Source organism: Cellulosimicrobium sp. GQ32 (genome assembly GCF_059758455.1).
Map to the genome: position 1 here is coordinate 129,131 of NZ_JCAXEP010000012.1, position 21,093 is coordinate 150,223.

12 protein-coding genes are annotated in these 21,093 nt (G+C 71.7%); 7 read left to right on the plus strand and 5 right to left on the minus strand.

All coding sequences use genetic code 11. The annotated features are described in order from the left end of the window. Window positions 1–50: 50 nt before the first annotated feature. Together AC6CH9_RS17750 and AC6CH9_RS17755 are read left to right on the plus strand one after the other, a co-directional pair. Window positions 51–3,986 (plus strand): ThuA domain-containing protein, encoded by a 3,936-nt coding sequence (locus AC6CH9_RS17750; protein WP_498156088.1) that lies wholly within the window; start codon window positions 51–53, stop codon window positions 3,984–3,986. Between the two features lie 155 nt (window positions 3,987–4,141). Further along, a complete protein-coding gene (locus AC6CH9_RS17755; protein WP_498156089.1) occupies window positions 4,142–6,613 on the plus strand; it encodes an OmpL47-type beta-barrel domain-containing protein in 2,472 nt (823 codons plus the stop codon). Between the two features lie 235 nt (window positions 6,614–6,848). On the opposite strand, the gene AC6CH9_RS17760 is transcribed toward AC6CH9_RS17755, so the two are convergent. Beyond that, entirely contained in the window at window positions 6,849–7,481 is a 633-nt protein-coding gene (locus tag AC6CH9_RS17760) for a hypothetical protein (RefSeq protein WP_498156090.1), read from the minus strand. Between the two features lie 187 nt (window positions 7,482–7,668). Continuing rightward, complete coding sequence (locus AC6CH9_RS17765; RefSeq protein WP_498156091.1) at window positions 7,669–8,637, minus strand: SHOCT domain-containing protein; 969 nt, start codon at window positions 8,635–8,637, stop codon at window positions 7,669–7,671. On the opposite strand from AC6CH9_RS17765, the gene AC6CH9_RS17770 reads away from it, so the two are divergent. From AC6CH9_RS17770 to AC6CH9_RS17790, 5 genes are all read left to right on the plus strand, one after another. Continuing rightward, window positions 8,624–9,013 carry a helix-hairpin-helix domain-containing protein gene (locus AC6CH9_RS17770; protein ID WP_498156092.1) on the plus strand — a complete coding sequence of 130 codons (390 nt, stop codon included), beginning with the start codon at window positions 8,624–8,626 and terminating at the stop codon, window positions 9,011–9,013. The genes AC6CH9_RS17765 and AC6CH9_RS17770 overlap by 14 nt on opposite strands. A gap of 192 nt (window positions 9,014–9,205) precedes the next feature. Next, entirely contained in the window at window positions 9,206–9,445 is a 240-nt protein-coding gene (locus AC6CH9_RS17775) for a hypothetical protein (protein WP_498156093.1), read from the plus strand. Between the two features lie 80 nt (window positions 9,446–9,525). Beyond that, window positions 9,526–9,912 (plus strand): hypothetical protein, encoded by a 387-nt coding sequence (locus AC6CH9_RS17780; RefSeq protein ID WP_498156094.1) that lies wholly within the window; start codon window positions 9,526–9,528, stop codon window positions 9,910–9,912. A gap of 43 nt (window positions 9,913–9,955) precedes the next feature. Then, window positions 9,956–11,041 (plus strand): hypothetical protein, encoded by a 1,086-nt coding sequence (locus AC6CH9_RS17785; protein WP_498156095.1) that lies wholly within the window; start codon window positions 9,956–9,958, stop codon window positions 11,039–11,041. 189 nt (window positions 11,042–11,230) lie between these two features. Then, window positions 11,231–11,662, plus strand: a complete 432-nt coding sequence (locus AC6CH9_RS17790) for a hypothetical protein (protein ID WP_498156096.1) — start codon at window positions 11,231–11,233, stop codon at window positions 11,660–11,662. Window positions 11,663–11,796: 134 nt separating this feature from the next. Here AC6CH9_RS17790 and AC6CH9_RS17795 read toward each other — a convergent pair whose 3' ends face one another. The 3 genes from AC6CH9_RS17795 to AC6CH9_RS17805 are packed head-to-tail and all read right to left on the minus strand — an operon-like array spanning window position 11,797 to window position 21,015. Beyond that, window positions 11,797–12,195 carry a hypothetical protein gene (locus AC6CH9_RS17795; RefSeq protein WP_498156097.1) on the minus strand — a complete coding sequence of 133 codons (399 nt, stop codon included), beginning with the start codon at window positions 12,193–12,195 and terminating at the stop codon, window positions 11,797–11,799. Between the two features lie 43 nt (window positions 12,196–12,238). Then, the gene (locus AC6CH9_RS17800; protein WP_498156098.1) at window positions 12,239–14,497 is read right to left on the minus strand and encodes a 3'-5' exonuclease; all 2,259 of its coding nucleotides are present in this window, start codon (window positions 14,495–14,497) and stop codon (window positions 12,239–12,241) included. A gap of 17 nt (window positions 14,498–14,514) precedes the next feature. Next, on the minus strand, window positions 14,515–21,015 hold the full coding sequence (locus AC6CH9_RS17805; protein WP_498156099.1) for a DEAD/DEAH box helicase: 6,501 nt from the start codon (window positions 21,013–21,015) through the stop codon (window positions 14,515–14,517). Window positions 21,016–21,093: the final 78 nt, after the last annotated feature.

Genomic DNA, 21,093 nt, shown 5'->3' on the forward strand with positions numbered 1-21,093 from the left:
GATCGACATCCCCCACGAGGGGACGCTCCCGACCAGGAGCACTACTGGCCATGACCGTGGGCCTCACGAGCGCCGCGCTCGTCGCGAGCGCGGCCGTGATCCCGGCGTCGGCCCAGCCCGTCGACACGGCCGCGAGCAGCGCGGTCGCCTCGAGCGGGGCGCTCGCCACGGCTCCGGTCGCCACCGCCGCGGCCACGACGGCCGTGCGCGTGCTCGTGTTCCACGGCGCGCCCGACGAGCAGACCGACCCGGTCGTCGCCGCGACCGCGGCGCTGACCGAGCTGGGTGCCGCCAACGGGTTCGACGTCGAGGCGACGTCCGACCCCGCGATGCTCAGCGAGGCGACGCTCGGCGAGTACCGCGGCGTCGTCATGCTCTCCTCGGAGGGCATCGAGCTGAGCGGCGAGCAGGAGGCCGCGCTCCAGGCGTACATCAACTCCGGCGGCGGCTTCCTCGGCGTGCGCGACGCCGCGCGCGCCCAGGAGGCGTCGAAGTGGTTCGAGGGCCTCGTCGGCGCCCGGATCAAGGGCGCGACGATGACGGCGGAGAAGGTCGCCGAGGCGACCGGCACCGGCCGCAGCCCGGCCGCCGAGACCCCGGCGAAGGCCGTCGACGGCGACCCCAACACCAAGTGGCTGACGTTCGCCCGCACGGGCCAGCTCACGCTGCGCATGGAGCAGCCCGTCGCGGTCGTGAAGTACGGCATCACGTCGGCGAACGACTCCGCGGGCCGCGACCCGAAGAACTGGAAGCTGCAGGGCTCGACCGACGGTCAGACGTGGGTCGACCTCGACACGCGCACCGACGAGGACTTCCCGCAGCGCTTCCAGCCGCGCACGTTCGACGTCGAGAACGAGACCGAGTACGGCTGGTACCGGCTGGACGTCACCGCGAACTCGGGCGACGCCGAGGTCCAGCTCGCGGAGCTCTCGATCTTCGGTCCGGACTCCGTCGAGCAGCCCGACCCGGAGATCCCGCTCGAGGAGCGCACGGTCGACCTGGTCGACCGCCAGCACCCCGCGACGGCGGACCTCCCGCTCACGTGGGACCGCGAGGACCGGTGGCTGGACTGGGCCGACGACCCGACCGGTGACGTGCACACGGTCGCGACGCTCGAGCCCGGCCCCGACGCCGGCCCGACGACCAACCCGTTCCAGCCCCTCTCCTGGTGCCGGGACTACGACGGCGGACGCTCGTTCTTCACCGGCATGGGCGGCACGCCCGAGAGCTGGGAGGACGAGACGTTCCGCGAGCACCTGCTCGGTGCGCTCCAGTGGACGACGGGCGTGGTGCGCGGCGACTGCCAGGCGACCATCGCGTCGAACTACAAGGCCGAGCGCCTGTCCAAGGTGAACACCGCCGGCACGCTGGACCAGAACGGCGAGCAGCACGGCCTGACGATCGCGCCCGACGGCACGGTCTTCTACATCGGCCGTGGTGCGTGCGCGACCGGCCCGATCGTCCCGTGGAGCGACCCGAACGTGGGTCTCGGCTGCGGCACGATCCACCAGTGGGACCCGGAGACGGGTGAGGCGAAGCTGCTCACGACGCTCGACGTCATGGGCAACCGCGGCAGCGGCGACGAGCTCGTGAAGAACGAGGAGGGGCTGCTCGGCATCGTGCCCGACCCCGACTTCGCGACGAACCACTGGCTGTACGTGTACTGGATGCCGCACGAGAACATCGACCGTGAGCGTCGCGTCGGCTACCGGACCGTCTCGCGGTTCACCTACGACCCCGCGACCCCGACGATCGACCAGAGCACGCGGGTCGACCTGCTCGAGTGGGAGACGCAGATCCACAGCTGCTGCCACGCAGGCGGCGGCATGGCGTTCGACAGCGAGGGCAACCTCTACATCGGCTCGGGCGACAACAACTCGTCCGGCGGGTCGAACGGGTACTCCGGCAACAACTGGACGCAGGAGTACGCGGGGATCAGCTTCCAGGACGCGCGCCGCACGTCGGGCAACACGAACGACCTCAACGGCAAGATCCTGCGGATCCACCCCGAGGACGACGGCACGTACACGATCCCGGACGACAACCTGTTCCCGGTGGGCGAGTACCCCGCGGACAAGACGCGTCCCGAGATCTACGTCATGGGCGTGCGCAACATCTCGCGCCTGCAGATCGACCCCGACACGGACTGGCTGACCGCGGCCTGGGTGGGCCCGGACGCCGGCAGCCCGAGCCCCGAGCTCGGCCCGGCCAAGTACGAGACCGCGACGATCATCACGTCGGCGGGCAACCAGGGCTGGCCGTACTGCATGGGCAACAAGCAGCCCTACCGTGACCGGAGCAACGAGGACGCGAGCGTCCTCACCGGCTGGTACGACTGCGACAACCCGAAGAACACGTCGCCGCGCAACACGGGTCTCGTCGACCTCCCGCCGGTGCGCGACAACATGATCTGGTACTCGCCCTCGGGCGGCGGGCCGGTGTTCCCGGACCGCGGCAACGGCATCCCGACGTACGAGGACGACGAGGCGACCTACACCATCCCGTGGCTGCGGGGTGGCGGCCAGGCCGTCATGTCCGGTCCGACCTACCGCCAGTCGCAGGTCGACCCCGAGTCCGACGTCGCATGGCCGTCGTACTGGGAGGGCAAGTGGTTCATCGGCGACCAGTCGAACTCGAACAACCGCGTCGCGGTGACGGTCGACCCGGAGAACCTGGACGCGCCCGTGTTCATGGAGGACCTCCGCCAGATCATCCCGGGCGGTCGCGGTGACGGGCTGCTCCAGAGCTGGATGGACGCGAAGTTCGGTCCGGACGGCGCGCTGTACCTGGTCGACTACGCGGGCGGCTTCTTCAGCCTCGACCCGAACCAGAAGCTCATGCGGATCACGTACCAGGGCGGGGCTCCGACCCCGGCCCCGGCGGCGTCCGCGACGAGCATCCAGGGCGACCCGCTGACGGTGCAGTTCACCGGTGCGCGTTCCGGTGGCGTCTCCTACCTCTGGGAGTTCGGCGACGGCTCGACCTCGCGTCAGGCCAACCCGAAGCACAAGTACCCGCGCGTCAAGAACTACGAGGCCAAGCTCACCGTCACGTACGCCGACGGCTCGAAGGCCACGGTCACGACCGACGGCTCGCCGTCGTGCACCCTGCCCGACGAGCGCGAGACCGTGTTCTTCGGCGACGTGGACTCCACGGTCGAGAACCGCGACCTGGGCGCCTGCAACATCGCCGACCTGTTCCAGGACGAGAAGGAGTGGCGCACCCACGCCCGGTTCCTGGCGCACGTCGAGTCGGTCGCGAAGGGCCTGTACGACGACAGCCGCATCAGCGACCGCGAGCGTGCTCGCCTCGTCGACGCGGCGGCCCGGTCCCAGATCGGCGCGTACCCCGGTGGGTACCGCACGATCTTCGACGGCACCGAGGCGTCGCTGTACGACTGGTTCCAGGCACCGGGCGGCAAGTTCACGCTCGAGCCGGGCGGCTCGCTCAAGTCGAGCGGCGGCCTGGGGATGCTCTGGTACGCGGGCGAGGAGCTCGGGGACTTCTCCGTGAAGCTCCTGTACCGCGACGTGTCGGAGGGTGACCACTACGCCAACACCGGCGTGTTCACCCGGTTCCCGAACCCGAACGAGCCCGGCGGCGCCGAGTGCGCCGAGGGGCAGACGTCACCGGCGTGGGTCGCGATCTACTGCGGCCACGAGATCCAGATCTACGACGGACCCACGGGCGAGCCGCAGAAGACGGGCTCGGTCTACAACTTCGACCCGGTCGGCCTCAACACCGGCGGGGAGAAGCCCAAGGGCGAGTGGAACGAGTACGAGATCCGGGTCGTGGGCCAGCACTACACGATCATCCGCAACGGCGTGGTCATCAACGAGTTCGAGAACGCGCCGGGGATCCAGTCGTCCCGCGCGGGTGACCCGCCCACGGACCTGCGTCAGTTCGACAGCGGGTTCATCGGGCTGCAGAACCACGGGAACTCGGACCTGATCGAGTTCCGTGACGTCCGGGTGGCGGACCTGTAGCACCGCCCCGGCGGGGGCGGTCAGCCGTCCCCGCCGACCCCGGGGCCGCCGTCGTGCAGCACGACGGCGGCCCCCGGGGCAGGCCGCACGGCCCGCCCCGACCCAGCCCGACCAGCCCGACAGAACCCCAGACACCCCCGGAGGAGTGCACCCTCATGGAACGACGTACCAGTCCCGGCGGCTCCCGCCGCCGCGGCCCGCGGCGGCTCCTCGCCGCCACGGTCGCCGGACTCACCGCGACGACGGTCCTCACCGTCGCCCCGGCCTCCGCGACCCCCACCGCACCGGCGACGGCGTCGTCCGCCGTCGTGTCCGCAGCCGACGCCGTCGTCGCCGCCGAGCAGGTCCTCACCTGGACCGCGGACAACAGCGTGACCGACTACAAGACCTTCCCCGCGACGGCCGAGGCCGGCCCCGCGACGTTCGTCTTCGAGAACAGCATCGCGACCGGCAGCACGTTCGGCATGAGCCACACGCTCACGTTCGACACCTCGACGCCCGGGTACAACCACGACGTCAACGTGAACATCCTCGCGAGCCCGTTCGACGCGAACGGTGGCCGGCACGAGGTCCAGGTGAACCTCACGCCCGGCAAGTACCGCTACTTCTGCGCGATCCCCGGGCACGGGGAGATGTGGGGCGAGCTCGTCGTCACCGACGGCGGCGGGGGCGAGGACACCACGGCCCCGTCCGTGACCGCCCAGGTCACGGGCGAGCAGGACGGCGACGGCGCATACGTCGGCGGCGCCACGGTCACGCTCGCCGCGACCGACGACGACTCCGGCGTCGCCGGGGTCGAGTACGACCTCGACGGCGCGGGCTGGCAGGCGTACACCGAGCCGTTCGTCGTCGACGCGGTCGGTGCGCACACCCTCCAGTTCCGCGCGACCGACGCGGCGGGCAACACGTCCGAGGCCCAGACCGCGGAGTTCACCGTCGTCGAGGGCGACGTCGAGGAGGACACCACCGCCCCGACCGTCGAGCCCATGGTCATGGGCGAGCAGGACGAGAACGGCGCCTACATCGGCACGGCGGCCTTCATGCTCCATGCCTCGGACGAGGGGTCGGGCGTCGCGTCGGTCGAGTACCAGGTCGACGGCGGCGCGTGGCTGCCCTACACGACGACCGTGCCCTTCACCGACCTCGGCGAGCACACCGTCTCCTACCGGGCGACCGACGTCGCGGGCAACGTGTCCGAGGTCGGCTCCGTGACCTTCACCGTCGTCGAGGGCGGCGAGCAGGACACGACCGCCCCGACCGTGACCGCCGAGGTCACGGGCGAGCAGGACGACAACGGCGCGTTCGTCGGGTCCGCCACGGCGACGCTCACCGCGACGGACGACGCGTCCGGCGTCGAGAGCGTCGAGTACGACCTCGACGGCGCCGGCTGGACCCCGTACACCGCGCCCATCGTGGTCGACGAGCCCGGCGAGCACACGCTCGTCTACCGGGCCACCGACGCGGCGGGCAACGTCTCCGAGGAGACCGTCACGGAGTTCGTCGTCGTCGCCGACGCCGGCGAGGACACGACGGCCCCGACCGTCGCCCACGAGGTGAGCGGCACGCAGGACGAGAGCGGCGCCTACGTGGGCTCCGCGTCCGTGCTCGTCACGGCGACCGACGACGGCTCGGGCGTCGCGTCCGTCGAGTACGACCTCGACGGCGCGGGCTGGACCCCGTACACCGAGGCCGTCGTGGTCGACGAGCCGGGCCAGCACACCCTCGCCTACCGCGCGACCGACGAGGCGGGCAACGTCTCCGAGCCCGCGAGCGTCACGTTCTCCGTCGTCGAGGGCGACGGGAGCGACACCGTCGCCCCCACGGTCGACCACCGCGTGATGGGCGGGGAGAAGAACGAGGCCGGCGAGTACCTCTCGACCGTCTTCGTCCGCCTGCTCGCGAAGGACGCCGACTCGGGCGTCGCCTCGGTCGAGTACCAGGTGGACGGCGGCGAGTGGACGCCTTACTCGAAGCAGATCTCGGTGCGGACCCCGGGTGCGCACACCGTGACCTACCGCGCGACCGACGTGGCGGGCAACGTCTCCGCCCTGCAGACGGCCTCGTTCGTCATCGCGGGCGGCGAGGAGCCGGGCGACACCGACGGCCCCGTCGTCACGGCGGGCGTCAGCGGCAGCCGCACCCGCGACGGCGACTTCGTCGCGAGCGCGCGCGTCACGCTCACGGCGGTCGACGAGGAGTCCGGCGTCGACCGCATCGAGTTCCAGGCGAACGACGGCGCGTGGCAGCGCTACGCGGCCCCGGTCGCGTTCGCGGCCGACGGCCAGCACGTGGTCCGCTACCGCGCGGTCGACGGCGTCGGCAACGTCACGACCGGCGAGGTCACCTTCACGGTCCTCCAGCTCGTCCGTGACCGCTGCGTCGGGTCGGACATCCGCCCGACCGTGGTCATCGACGGCCACGACAGCACGGTGCAGAACTACGACGACGGCACCGGCTGCACGGTCAACGACCACGTCGCCGAGACCGACGAGTACTCCACGCACCGCGAGTTCGTGGAGCACGTGAGCCTCGTGACCGAGGACCTCGTCCTCGACGGCGTCCTCGACGACGCCGAGCGCGAGCTCGTCATCGCCGCGGCCGAGCTGTCCGACATCGGCCGCCGCTGACCGCCACCTGACGGTCCGACCGAACCAGTCCGATCGACGACGGCCCGACTCCGCACCCACCAGGTGCGGGCTCGGGCCGTCGTCGTCCCCCCGCCCCCCTCCCGCGCCGAACACGACATGAGGGTCGTTCTGGGCGGCTTAGCGTCGCTCATGTCGTGCTCGAAGGCGGGTGAGGTCGTGTTCGGAGGGCTGGCTTCAGGCAGCAGGCGGCGGGCGGCCGACGTCGGCGCCCGGGTCAGGCGGGCGCGTCGCCGTAGACCGGGCGCGCGAACGCGAGAACGATGCCCACCCCGCCGCGCTGCGCGAGGCGGGCGCGGTCCTCGGGGTGGTCCAGCAGGTGCCGCAGGACGCGCGCGACTGCCTCGGCGTCCACGACGTCGACCGTCTCCGGGTCGGGCCCGTGCGCGGGCCGGCCCTGCAGCAGGTCCTCGCCGTCCGCGTGGCGCGACCGCGTCCCGTCGCGCAGCTCGACCCGCAGCGTGGGGCGCCGCTCGCCCTCCAGGACCCGCACGCGCGCGACGTCGTCCCACCGCACGACGACGCGCGTCACCTCCTGGCGTCCGACGGGCAGCTCGATCTCGTGCGGACGCAGGACCACCGACTGCCTCGACGGCCCGCGCACGTACATGACCAGCCCGCTGCCGAAACCCACGACCATGAAGCCGGCGAGGAACGCCGCGAGGCCCTCCTCCTGGAGCATCATCCACACGGCGAACCACACCGACCCGCCGAGCAGCACGACGAGGATGAGCAGGACGGCGAGGTAGTCGACCACGGGCGTCAGGCGCTCGCGCCCGCGGACCCCGCCGCGCACCGCCGTCCACACCATGCTCGGCCGGTACGGGGGACGGGCTGGACGGCTGCTCACGGGAACAGTCTGCCGGGCCTCCGTGCCGGTGCCGAACACGACGTCGGTGTCGTTCTCGGGCTCAGAACGACATGGATGTCGTGCTCGACGGCGCGCGGCGTCGTGCTCGACGGCGCGGCAGGGGTGGGGCCGACGACGCACGCCCCGGTCGGCTGGGTGCGTCGCCGTCGCCGGGTCGTCCGGTCGGTCAGGACCCGCCGAGCAGCATCCGCTTCGCCGCGGCGAACTCGTCGTCGGTCAGGGCGCCTGCGGCGTGCAGGTGCGCGAGCTCCGAGAGCGCCGCCGCGATGCCGTGCTGCACGGTGACCTCGGGAGCGCCCCCGCCGCGGGTCGTCCGGGTCGTGGTCGTCGACGAGGCCGGCGTGGGTGAGCCCCAGGCAGGCGCGTCCTCGGACACGCTCGGCGCCGTCGTGCTCAGGGGCTCGGCGACCGGGGAGGCGGTGACCGGCGCATCGGTGACGGCGCCGGGGGCGGCCGCCCGTGCGGCGTCGTGCAGGGCGCGCGTGCGGTCGCGGCGCGCCTGCACGACGACCCGCTGCCCGGGCATGCGCCACACGACCACCGGGTCGCCGGGCTGCGGGACCTCCGACGGGAGCAGGTTCGTCACCGGCGCGAGGCGCGTGACCGTCGTCGTGAGCGCGCCGTGCCGCACACGGACCACGCACTGCGCGACCCCGCCCGAGTCCGTGCGGTTGGTGACCGACGCCGTGACGACCCCCGCCTCGCGGACGGCGGCCTTCCGGTCGCGGTGGTACCGGGCGTAGAGCGGGGCGTCGTCGCGCGACCGCCGCAGCGAGCGCGCGTACCCGGCCCAGAGCGGGCCGAGGAACACCCATGGGAACACCGTCCACACGACGTTCCAGAACCACGGGAAGAAGCCGTCGTGGTCCCACGCGTTGACCGTGACGAGCCAGACGAAGCCCCCGGACAGCAGCACGAGCAGCACGCCGTTGCGGATCTTCCTCCCGACGCTCGCCGGCGGGTCCAGGAGGCCGTCGGGCGTGCGCGGCAGGTCGTCGACGGACTCGTCGTTGCCCACCAGCCGCAGGATGGCCCTGGGGTCGGCGGCCTTGCGCGCGAGAGCGGCGGACGGAGGGAGGGGCGGTTCGTCGTGCCGGGGGTCCGGGAAGGACGCCCTCGGGGTGTGGTCAGACATCATCCTGATCCTACGAGCGACCGCTGTCAGCCTCCCGCCCGCGCGCAGGTGGACGCGCGGCGACCATCTGCTCGGCGCGAGCGTGCCGCTCGCCGACCTCGACGGCCAGCAGGCCACCCACTGGGTGCGACGCGCGTGGTTCGCCCGCGCGCCGCAACGGCTCGGGGCTGCTCTCGTCGCGGCCGACGCCGCGGAGCCGGGGTCGGTCGGCGACCTCCCCGCCGCCATCGGTGGCCCCGCGACGCGCGCGCTCGCCGGTGCGGGGATCGTCTCGTTGTCCGACGTCGCGCCGCTCGCTGATCGGGAGCTGCTCGCCCTGCACGGGGTCGGGCCACGTGCCGTACGGACCCTGCGCGAGGTGCTCGCGGCGCGCTGACCGGCCGTGGTGCCCGCGGGAGGGCTCGCGCGTCGCTCTCGGCTGTTCGGAGCGCGGGCTCAGCGACCGGTCGTCACGGTGATGCCTGCCTCGCGAGCTGTCGCGAGCAGCGCGTCGACGCCGAACGCCTGCACCGGGCCGAGTGCTCCCGTGCCGCGCGCGTCTCCCGCAGTGGCGTGGTGTCCTGGCGGTATGGACTCGGAGCACGACGACGAACCGCGGTCCCCGGGCGGGTCGCCTGACGGTCGCGTGTCGTCCGAGGGCGAAGGCCGGTCCAGCCGCCGCGGGTCGCCTGAGGGGGAAGGGCGGTCCGACGGCGCCGGGCAGGCCGGCGGGCCCCGGCCAGGGCTCGTGGGCGTGCTGTGGTGCGTCGTCGTGATCGTGGCGGTGCTCGTGATCGGTGTGGCGATGGGCATGCTCGACGCCCGGTGACCGCGCCCTCGGACGCATGTGCACGAAGTGATCGAGTGAGACTATTGCGCATGTGCAGTTACTGCGCATAGTCTCGCACCATGACCTCCGACCCGCAGCGACCCTCGCGCCCCCGCCTGGACGCGGCCCGCGCGGCGCTCGACGAGGCGGCCGCCGCCGAGCCGGGCACCGCCGTCGAGCCGCTCGCCCGCGCCCGGGCCCTGCTCGACATCGCGCTCGACGAGGCGATGGCCGAGGCGCTGCTCGCCGGGTCGTCCATGCGGTCCGTCGCCGAGGCGGCCGGCGTCGCCCCGAACACCGTGCCTCCGCGCCTCGCGCGGACCCCGGCGCTCGCGGGCTACTCCGGCCCCGACGGCCGCGTCTCGGCCGAGGGCGTCACGCGCGCCCGTTACGACCGCGAACGAGGCACCCCGCCGCCCGAGCCGACGACCGCCGTCGAACCGCTGAGGTTCCGCCGCCGCACCTGACCTGCCACGCCGTCCGTCCAGCAGCACGACGAAGGGAACCGCCATGCCCGACCAGACCCTCACGCACCTCGCCATGCTGCTCGACCGCTCCGGGTCCATGCAGACCATCAAGCAGGCCACCGAGCAGGGCTTCGACCTGTTCCTCGCCGAGCAGCGCGAGGCGCCCGGCCGGTGCACGGTCACGCTCGCGCAGTTCGACAACGAGTACGAGGAGGTCTACACCGACCTCGACGTGCGCGAGGTCCCGCCGCTCGACCTGCGCCCGCGCGGCATGACCGCGTTGCTCGACTCCATCGGACGCCTCGTGCAGACGACCGCGCTGCGCATCGCCCAGCTCCCCGAGGACCAGCGGCCCGGCGCCGTGATCGTCGGGATCATGACCGACGGCCTCGAGAACGCCTCGAAGGAGTACACGCACGCCGCGATCAAGGCGCTCGTCACCGAGCGCGAGGAGCAGTTCGGCTGGACGTTCCTCTACATGGGCGCCAACCAGGACGCGATCGAGGTCGGCGCGTCTCTCGGCGTGAAGCGCGAGCGGTCGCTCACGTACGACACGGCGAACGTCGACCAGGCGTACGCCGCGACCTCGCGCAGCATGGCCGGCATGCGCACGGCCATGGCCGCGGGCGCGCCGCCCGCCGCCGCACGCGACCAGCACGCGGTGTACACGGAGGCGGACCGAGCCGCGGCCGGAAGCTCCGCGTCGGGGCGCGCGAGCACCCCGACCGGTCGTCGCAGCGCTGCGTCCGCACCGGTCCTGCCCAACCCGCGCGGGACGAAGGACGACCCGTTCGACGAACAGCACCTGCTGGCGCACGTGCGGTCGGTGCTCGCTTCGGGTGCGCCGACGCTCGCGGACAGAGAGACGTACGGCGGACGTGCGGTCATTTGGGCGACCCTGCACGGCGTGCCGGTGTTCCTCAACGCGGACTCGTCGCGGACCGCGCTCCAGCAGCTCGTCGACGCGGCTGCGGCGGGTCCGCTCCCGTGGACCGTCATCGCGAGCCAGAGCGGGCAGCTCAACAAGGTGACGTTCCGCGCAGGCGAGAGGGAGCAGGGCTTCTACTGCTACACGACCGACGTGCAGCGCGTCGCCGGCCCGCTCGGCGGGGTCGCCGCCGCACGCTGAATGCCCGACGGCGCAGGGCGGGCCGCCCGAGCGCGGCCCGCCCTGCGCGAACCAACCGACCGATCGAGGAGAACGATGAGTGCGCAAGACGAACGGGTGGCGAGCGCGGAGCTGTACCGGACGCAGGGGCGTGGGAAGCTCCACGTCCGGGGGTGTAGCCATCTGCAGAGCACGGACCCGTCGAAACTCGTGGTCGCCGACGACCGGGATCGTGCCGAGCTGGAGCTGTGCAGCGAGTGCGACAAGGAGATCCGGGGGATCGGTCGCGTCGAGTACCCGTCCCTCGACAGGGCGTTCGAGGCGCTGAAGTTCCCGGTCGAGAACCGGCGGCTCATGCGGGACCTCACCGCGAGCGTGGATTTCGAGCGCATCTGGGCACCGCAGTCGCAGTCCTACATCGCCGCGGGCTTCCGGGATGAGCGCCCCGTCGCTGCCTACCTGAACAAGGGATTCGTGGACGTGCGCCTCGCCGAAGGTGGGTACCAGCGCCACGTGATGCCGGCGTTCGCGGGCGCCGCAGGCGGTACGGCGCGCGTCGGCGCCGCGGAGCGTCGCGCCGAGGTGTGCCAGACGTGCTTCGTGCAGCTCCCGGCGAGCGGCATCTGCGACGAGTGCGGGTGACCGGAGGCCGGACCAAGCGCTCCAGCGACGAGACAAGGAACCGCGGCCCGGCCGTTCCGAGGCTTACAAGATCTTCGTAGATGCGTGCCCGTACTTTTCAAACCCGCGAACGCAAGCGCCTTTACGGCGGTGTTTCAGGCTTGTGCGTCCGAATCTGCCGTGTCTGCTGTGTCCGAATCGGCAGCGCCTGCGGAAGGAGACCATCCCCACTCGACGGTAGTCACACCTCGCCGGAGGTTGTCGAGGGCGTTGAACTGCCCGTACTCCGGAAGTACGGGTAGTGCCTCGCCAAGGTCGAAGGCGATCCTCGGTCGGGGGCCTCCGTTCGTCTCGTAGGTCTCGTCCGTCGGGTACGCGTCGAGGACGCGCCAAGACGCCACCGCGATCCCGTGGGCCACTGCGACGAGCGTGTCGCACTCCCGCGCCTTCGCGAGGCTCAACGGCCACGCCCGCCGTGCGACTTCCGCAACCTGAGCGAGGTTCATCGTAGACGAGAAGGTCTTGTTGACGGAGACAAATGCGATGCGGCCCATGGGGAACTCCTTGGTCGATGTGAGGGGCAAGTCTGCCCGTGGACTATGCCGTTGCTGGGGTCACGAGGGGAGCGGGGAGCAGGTTGCTGCGTCGGCCGTTCCACAGGATCGCGAGCTCATCGCGGGCACGTGTCGCCGCGACGTAGAGCAGCGATCGCTCGCGCAGCTCGCCGTCCGCCCGATCGGCCTCAGGGAGCGAAGACAGACCGGATCCCCATCCGCCCTCGTCCGACGAGACACCGAAGAGCACGACGCGCTTGAACTCCATCCCCTTGGAGCGGTGCATCGTCATGACGAGCACGCTGCCCGATCCGGTCGCGGCGTCGTCCTGGATGAACTTCGCCTTGACGCCACGCTCGCTCAAGGCGTGCACGACCTTGTCGCCGATGTGATTGGTGCGGACCAGCACGCCGATCGTCTCGGGAGGATCACCGGCGTCGCGCCAGCCGCGGACCAGCTCGGCGGCTCGCTCGTACTCGTCGAGGAGCGAGTGCGCCTTCACCTCGCGGGGAGCCGGCCCGGACCGGGCGGAGCGATATCCGGCGGCAGCGGCGTCCTGAGCCTCCATGTCGACCCATTCCTCACCTGCGAGCACGCCGACGGCGTACCGCAGCACCTGCGCCGTCGTGCGGTAGTTGAGCCTCAGGCGGCGCGAACGCCCCTGGATGTTGATGCCGTACCGGGAGAGAACGACCTTCTGCCCGTAGATCCGCTGCTGCGAGTCCTCGGCAAGGAACAGGTCGTCGGGCCCCTGGTCGACTAGCGCCCGCAGGAACACCAGGCGTGCCGGTGCAAGGTCCTGGGCCTCGTCGACGAGGACGTGGTCCGCGAGCCGCGCGTCGCCCGCGGCGGCCCTGGCATCGAGGTGAGTGGCGGCGATCATCGCCTTCTCGTCCCAGTCGGTCGATCCCGCGGCGTCGGCGGACGCGCGGTAGGCCTCGATCACCTTCCACACCGCCACGCGTTGCAGCCGGTTTAGCGCGACCCCGCGCCCTGGCCGGCGCGCGCGCAGGTACTCGTCCCGTGTCGTGATCTTGTTCGGGACGATGACGGTCGCGTACTCGGCCACGAAGAACGCCTGGCTCCGGAGCTCGGGCGCGAGGTCGGGGCCGGCGGCCGAGACGACGGCGTCCCACCTCGCCGCTGCCGTGAGATCGAGGACGTAGGGCGAGCGGGGCCCGAGGACGGCGGCGACGGTCTCTCCCCACGCGGCTGACGCCACGTGGACGTCCTCGGCCTTGGTGAGGACGCGGCGTGAGAGCGCGTCGACGCCGGCGACGTAGACGCCGGGGTCGCCGAGGTTCTTCGCGATCGGCACCGTCGGGTCGAGAAGCCGCAACGTCTCCTGCAACGAGGCGGCGAGCGTCTTGTTGTACGTCGTGAGGACGACTCGTGCCGTGGGGTTCTTGCGCGCAAGGTGGCGCGCACGGTGGAGGAGGACGACCGTCTTGCCGGTTCCGGCGCCGCCCGAGAGACGGAACGACCCCGAACGGTCCTTGAACGCGTAGTCGCGCTGCTCCGGGTGGAGGAACACGCGCCAGCGGCCAAAGTTGTCGTCCTCGATCGCGGCGCGCAGGGCGGCGTCGTCCTCGATGAACGCGAAGTCCATCTGCGCCGCCGGCTGCTTGAGGGCGTGGAGCAGCTGGTCGTCGCTCTGGGGGTCGGGCTGGACCGCAGGGACGGTCAGGCCCAGCTTCTCCTTGACCGTCGCGAGTCCAGCCCCGGTCGACAGGTCGAGCAACGCGTCCCCCTGCCACGACGCGGGGGCCCGCTCGGCGACGGCGAGCATCGCGTCCTCGGTCTCGGCAGTTGCCGCGGCGTCCGCGATGTCGGCGTCGATGCCGAGGTCGACGAGGTCGGCCACGGAGATCCCCTGCGTCTGCAGCAGGGGGTACGTCGTGTGGTCGACGTCGTCCGGCTTGGGCCGCGGCGCCTCGACGACCGGCTTCTCGACAGTGGGCTCGCCGAACGACGCGGCTTCGACCAGCTCCGCGATGCCGTTGCGAGGGTTGATCTGGACGACCGCGGTCTTGGCCCGCGCGATCGCCTCGTCGTGCGGGTAGGTGCCGAGGTAGACGTAGTGGGCTTCGGCGGCCTGTCCCTGGATCTTGACGAGCAGCGCGCGCCAGAAGTCGTTGACGCGGCCGGTGCGGATGCGTGAGTCCGCGGAACCGTTGATCGGCTCGATGTGCAGGCCTGGGGTGTCGTCGCTCTCCTGGAGCTTCTCGAGGAAGGCGAAAGCGGCCTTGCGGACGGCACCGTCGAGCTTGCCGAACGACGGTCCGAGGATGATCTGCGGCATCGGGGATGATCTCCGGTTCAGGCGGTCAGGGTCGCGCGGAGCGCGGCGGCTTCAGGTTCGACGACGGTCCACCCGTCGGCGCGGAGGATCGCGATCGTCTCGTGGTCCAGGTCGGCGACGTGCACGGTCACCTTACGGTCTGGCCAGGACAACGACAGGGGGGCTCCGTCGCCCACCTCGTCTCCGATCGTCGGTGCCTCGACGCCGAGCGCCGCGAGGTCGAGAAGCTCGACCAACAGGTCGTGTTCGGTCTCCGTGGCAAGCTCCGCGACGGCGCGCCAGTCGGGGTACGCGTCGAGCTGTGCCTGGAGCTCGGCTTCGACGCGGCTCGACTCCTCGGCCTCGGCGAGGGAGGGCTGGACGGCTGGCAGCGCACCCGTGAGCATCGATCGCGTCACGATCCGCAGCGGCAGGTCCTCGCGGAAGGTCAGCAGGTTGGCCAGGCGCAGCCACTCGTGCCACGAGACCTTCTGATCCTGGCCGAGAGCGTCGACCGCGTCGTCGAGCACGACGGCGATCTCGAACGACTCGCCGACGAAGGACCGGACACCGATCGCGACCGTCCCCTGATGCCACACGCCGCCGAACTTCGTCCCGGGCGGGAGGCCTGCTCCGTCGAGCGCGTCGAGCGTGACCTGGTCCATGCCGGCCTCGGCGGAGATCGCGCCGCCGGTCAACGACGGGGCGACGAGCAGTGGCAACCACCGGGCGAGCTGTGCCCGGTCGTTGCGGTCCGGGCGCTGGACCCAGTCCAGCAGGAGGTCCAGCGCGGGACGGGTCACGAGAGCGACCGTCGCCGGCGACAGCGAGTCCTTGGCCTCGCTCAGCGCCGCCGCGGTCGCCTGCGGGTGCAGCCACGGCACGGCGACGGTGGTCGGCTGATTGCGGTCGAGGTCCTCCCATGTGAAGGCGAGCACCTGATAGCCGAGGTCGCGCAGCGCCTGCCGCTTGGTCGCGTCGTCGGCGAGCCGGTTGACGGCCGGGGAGGCGTGGAACTGCCAGCCATCGGTGTAGATCGCCGTCGGAGGGACGTCGGGGCGGTCGCTGCGCAGCACGAAGTCGGGCTTGGTCCCGGCCTGGGCGACGAGAACCTGGGGTTCCAGCCGCCAGTGCGCGCCACCCGGCATGGTGACGGACCACGTGTTGCCAGCCGGGCCCGGCTTCTCGGTGATGGTCGATCCCATCTTCTCGAGGCGCTCGCGCAGCACCTTGCGGAAGAGCAGCTCGATGTGCGACTCGGGGTCGCCCATCACCGGCTCGTCCACGGTGACCGACCACGGGCTCGCGTCCGGGACCTCGTCGTCGGCGCCGACCTGGGACCGCCCGAGCAGGATCGACCGAAGATGCCGGGCGGCGGTGGCCCGCGAGACGACCTCGACCTGGTGCAGCGCGGCGTGGGGGAGCAGGCAGCGTTCGCAGGCGAGCTTCCCATCCTGCTGGCAGGGGCACTCCTCAAGGTGCTGCCAGGCGTCGCGCAGCATCGACCAGACGGCCTCGTGGTCGGCGAGCTCGGCGAGATAACCCGTGCCGCCCCGGACGACGTCGTGCAGAAGCAGCGCCTCGGAAGGGCTGTCCGCAGCAGGGCTGGGGTCGATGACGTCCGTGACCTCCAGGTGGTCCGGGTCACCTCCGATCCGGATGCGCAGCGCGAGCAGCAGCGCCGCGCGCAGCGACGGGAGGGAGAAGTCGTCGCCGAGGGTCACGGACTCCGGCAGGCGCAGCACCAGGCCCTCGGTGGTCAGCGACCGCGCGAGCGCGACGGTGCGGACCCTTTCGTTGCTGGCCTTGCGCAGCGGGCACCACGGGCGGTGCTCGGAGGCGCGGTTCGCCCCGGTGGAGGTGTCGAGCTTGCCGCACTGCTCGCACACGCGGAACAGTGCGACGTCGTGCGGCTGTCCGGCGAGCTCGACCGTCGCGCCCTGCGCGGAGGACTTGCCGAGGTTGAGCCAGCGGATGGTCATCTGTCGCTGGTATCGCGCGCCGAACCCGTAGTCCTTGACGAACCACTGCCGGGTCACCGCCGACGGGTCGACGTCGGCGAGCGTGCGGATGGTGAAGCGCTCGCGCTCCCGCTCGTCGCTGCGGTCGTCGATGGTGGCCTCCTCGCGCCGGATGACGGAGGAGACGCGCTTGAGCTCGACCACCTCGACCTGTTGCGCGACATCGGCGATCCCGCGATCGCCGCAGCGCGGGCACGACGTCGGCGCGGCGGTGCTTCCCGGAGCGGAGGCGTCCGTGACGTCCTGCGTGTAGCCGCACCGGGGGCAGCACGCCCAGGTGCGGACGGCGTCGTCGTCGCGACCGAGGTCGAGCGCGTCGATGGCGATGGCATAGCCGCGGGCGTAGAAGGTGGAGCCGGGGGCGAAGTCGCGCAGTGCCTGCGCCGACCCGCGGTTCAGCTCCATGTGCTCGGTGCGGTACTCCTGGGAGTCGGGGTCCACCCAGGACAGTGCGACCTCGAGCGAGACGGAGTCGTCGAGCAGCGTGTAGTTGGGGAGCAAGCCGTGCTCCTCCAGCACGCTCACCCAGTGCTCAGTCGACGCCTGAGCCTTCTGGTACTGGGTGAGCTTGAGCGCGGCCTGCGCCGTGCGGAGCGCGCGCTCGTCGTCGCTCGTCGCGGCGGGCGACTCGGCCTTGATCCGCAGACCGTCGGCGGCGTTGATCGCGGTCTGGATCTCCTTCTCGCGGTGCGCGAGGGTCTCCAGGCGGGCCCGCCAGGCCAGGGACGCCGCATGCGTTCGTCGGGCCAGCTCGGAGGGGACGGCCTCGCCCGAGCTCGCATCGACGGACGGCAGCGCCCACGCACGCAGGCTGTCCTTCACGGCGTCGGAGATGTCGTCGAACCCGTCCAGGAACCGGTCGAGCAGCGTCGGGCCCTCAGCCTCCGACAGGGCGACGAGCTCGCCGAGGAACGTCCCCGCCTCGCTGCTGCCGAGCGCGTCAGAGGCGGTGCGGGGGTGCGGTGCGTCGGGGCGCCGCGCGAGCTCGTCGGCGAGGGAGGCGACGTACTGGCGGCGCAGGATCTCCTCGGCGTCGAGGTACGTGGCGGGCGGTCGCACCGCACCGTTGATGACGCTGCCCGGATTCGCGAACCGTGGCAGCTGGTCGCCGCGCGCGGTGACGAACGCGATCGCGAGCGCGTTGCCGGTGAAGCGTCCGGCGCGGCCGACGCGCTGCAGGTAGGACGCGACGGTGCGAGGCAGGGAGCTCAGCATGACGGCGGACAGCTCGCCGATGTCGATGCCCATCTCCAGCGTCGGCGTCGCGACGAGGACGTTCGGGGCGTCGGGCGCGGGCTTGTCCGACTTGAACGCGGTCTCATACGCGAGCCGGACCTCGTCCTCGAGCATGCTCGTGTGCTCGCGCGCGACGACGCGCGCCGGATCGGAGTCCTCGTACATCCGGCGGTAGAAGTTGTCGGCTACCGCGTGCCGGCGCAGACGCCCGGTGCACCGCGCGACGAGGCAGGGTGCGCCGTCGAGCTGGTCGACGACGGTCGCCGTCGCGGGCACCGTGGAACCGCAGTCGGTGCACTCCAGGCAGAGGGCTCCTGAGCCGAGCGCGTCCGTCGTGGCCGCCTGGACGGTGATGCTGCGGGAGGCGAGGTGGTACGTCGTGGCGCCGGACGACGACAGCAGGGTGCCGACGACGTCGACGCGCGCGAGCTGCTTCATGAGCAGTCGGGCGAACGTCGCGGCCTCGGCCTTGTCGACGTGAAGGCACTTGTGCGTCCAGGCCGCGTACCAGCCGCGGGCGGAACCGACGGGTTCGAGGTCGTCGCCGGGGGCCTTCGTGGCCGCTCCGGTGCTGACGGCACCGCCGATGCGCGGGTAGCCGGGTGCGCTCGCACCCTTGCCGAACCCCGGCATGCCGTCGTGGCGCCGTCGGCCGCCGGTGATCCACCACCGGTTGCCGTCCTCCTCACGGAACTTCTTGAACCACTCGTGGTCGATCGCCCCACGGGTGCGCATGTGCTCGAGCACGCCGCGCACCCAGGCCCGGAGCTCGGCGTCGGTGGGTGCGAACCCGTCGAGCACGCCCTGCCGGTCGGCGTCATCGAGGGCAGCGCGTGCAGCGCTGAGCAGGAGGTCGGGATCGGCTTCGACCTCGGCGACCACCGTGCCGGTCGCCTCGAGCGTGCGGCCGACAGCGGAGCGCAGCCCGTGCTCGAGGAGCACGTCGAGCAGGAGGCGGCGGCGTACGCGCCCTCGCACCGTGTGGTGGACCTTGGCCCAGGAAGGGGCCTTCCAGAACGGGGCGAACTTCTCGCGGTCCGCGAGGTCCGGGGGGAGGAGCCGGTACCGCTTCTTCGCGTCGTCCCCGGCCTCGGCGATGACGCGGTCCACGAGGGTGTCGAGGTCGACGGGCTCGTCGCGGACGGCGTGGCGCAGCACCGCGCGCAGGGTGAGCGCGTGCGAGCGGGACTGCACGAACCCGGCACGGTGTGCGGCGTCCTGCACCGAGTCGGTGAAGACGAGTGCCTTCTTCTCCGCCGGGTTGAGCCCTGCGGTGCCGAACAGGCTGGACAACGAGACCGACAGCAGCGTCGCGATGGCCGAACCGAGGAACCGGATGCCGTCCTTCTGCCCGCACGACGGGCAGTCGTCGTCCTTCGAGGGCTTGGCACCGGCGTCGTCCATCGGGTGCGCCAGAACCGGGAGGGTGCCCTGGTCGGCGTCCTCGCCGTCCGGCGGTGAGGAGACGAGCCGGCGCTGCTCGACGAGGAACCACCACAGGCCCTCGATCTTCTCGCCGCCCTCGGCGCGCTCACCCTCGGCCGGGGCGTGGACGAGCGCGCGGAACCGCTCGTCCCCGCGCAGGTGTCGGCCCCGGATGTCGTTGTCGTGCGTGTCCAGGTCGGTCCCGGTCGGGGCGAGCGCGACGCCCCAGCCGGAGCGGCCGCAGTGCCGGCAGTACAGCGCGGGGAACGCGCGCGTCTCGTCGCTCGATCCGTCGTCGTCGGAGTCCTGGACGACGACGCCGTCGTCCTGCCAGTGGAACTGGGCGACGCCCGCTGTGGTGCGGTTGAGGCGCGTGAGCTCGCGGGTCCAGAGGTGCACGTCGACCGACAGCGCACGCCGCTCGGTCACCGTGCGGAGGTGTGACAGCGCGGAGAGCACCACGGTGAGCATCTGCTCGGCGCGCACCGGCCAGGAAGGGTCCGACGACGGCAGGACCACCTGAGCGGCGAGCTCAGCGAGGTCCACGGCCTGCTCCGCGAGCCGTGCAAGGCCTCGATCGCCGGAGACGAGCGGGAGCGCCTTGGCGAGAGCGAGGAGGTCGTCGTTGGAGTCGCCGGCCAGGTCGGGGCGCGGCGACGCGGGGTCGACGTAGCCGGTGTCGCCGGAGACCTCGCGGTAGAGGTGGGACAGCACGGTGCGGGTGAGGGCGTCGGGATCGGTTGGATCGATCTCGGCGAGGTCGTCGAGCATGGCTCGCGCGACGACGTCGTCCACGTCGACCTCGCGCAGTCCGCGGCCCTTTGTCCGGGTCTTCGCGTCACCCACCCACTCGTCGAGCGTCAGGCGCGACTCAGTCACCACCGACTCCGCGGGGAACTCCTCGCCGAACACCGTGCGGGCGAACTCCAGCATCGCCGTGGGGTCGCCCTTGTCGCCCAGCGTCGCCGAGGTCGCGACGGGCGTGACGATTCCCAACGGACGGCTGACGTCGGCGTCCGTGATCCCCGCGTCGGTCAGGGCCTCGGTCTCGGTCGGCCAGTGGGACTTCAGCGCGAGCCCCAGGCGCCGGATGAGCATCGCGACATCCGTGCCTTGCGCACCGTCGTACGTGTGGAACTCGTCGAGCACCAGGTACTGCAGGGAGCGGGCGCTCGCGGACCACAGCTTCGCGTCCGCGTGCCGCAGCAGGAGCTGGTCGAGCATCTTGTAGTTGGTCAGCAGGATGTCGGGCGGCGTGTCCCGGATGATCTCGCGGTCGGTGATGAGGCCTGCGGCACTGACCTTCGAGCGGGACGGCCCCTGCTGGCCGGTGTAGAGGGCTGCGGTGACGCCCCCGATCTCTGGGTGCGTCGTCAGCAGCTCGGTGAGTCGCTTGGCCTGGTCGTTCGCCAGGGCGTTCATCGGATAGAGGATGACGGCCTTGATACCCCCGAGTCCTGCTCGCTTCGCCCGCAGCACGTGGTCGAGGATCGGGTAGAGGAACGACTCGGTCTTGCCCGAGCCCGTGCCGGTCGTGACAAGTGTGGGTAGTGGCCGGCGGAGACCACCGTCCGGCGCGAGCGACGACAGCCGCCGGAAGGCCTCCGCCTGGTGGCCATACGGTTGCGGGTACCCGCCGTACCAGTCGAGCGACGAACGCCAACCAACGTCCGCGGGGCGGAACGGGAGTCGCAGTCGCACGAACGGGCCGCGGAACAGGCCCGTCTCCGGCGAACGGAGGAAGTCCTCCAGCGACGCACGCGTGCTGGCATCGGCCAGGGCGAACGTCGTGCCCAGGTACTCCAACAGTGCAGCACGCAGCGACTCGGCCTGGGACACGGGAAGGAGCTCGCTCACGTAGGCATGCTTCCAGATTCCCGAGGCAACGTCACAGGCGGTGCACGGCAGGCCATTGTTCTCGACAGAGTTCACCCG

Excerpts from the sequence above, each read along its gene's own strand:
- AC6CH9_RS17775 (WP_498156093.1), top strand. The coding sequence starts at position 9,206 with ATGGACTCGGAGCACGACGACGAACCGCGGTCCCCGGGCGGGTCGCCT.
- AC6CH9_RS17765 (WP_498156091.1), bottom strand. The coding sequence starts at position 8,637 with ATGTCTGACCACACCCCGAGGGCGTCCTTCCCGGACCCCCGGCACGAC.
- AC6CH9_RS17795 (WP_498156097.1), bottom strand. The coding sequence starts at position 12,195 with ATGGGCCGCATCGCATTTGTCTCCGTCAACAAGACCTTCTCGTCTACG.
- AC6CH9_RS17755 (WP_498156089.1), top strand. The coding sequence starts at position 4,142 with ATGGAACGACGTACCAGTCCCGGCGGCTCCCGCCGCCGCGGCCCGCGG.
- AC6CH9_RS17780 (WP_498156094.1), top strand. The coding sequence starts at position 9,526 with ATGACCTCCGACCCGCAGCGACCCTCGCGCCCCCGCCTGGACGCGGCC.
- AC6CH9_RS17750 (WP_498156088.1), top strand. The coding sequence starts at position 51 with ATGACCGTGGGCCTCACGAGCGCCGCGCTCGTCGCGAGCGCGGCCGTG.
- AC6CH9_RS17785 (WP_498156095.1), top strand. The coding sequence starts at position 9,956 with ATGCCCGACCAGACCCTCACGCACCTCGCCATGCTGCTCGACCGCTCC.
- AC6CH9_RS17800 (WP_498156098.1), bottom strand. The coding sequence starts at position 14,497 with ATGCCGCAGATCATCCTCGGACCGTCGTTCGGCAAGCTCGACGGTGCC.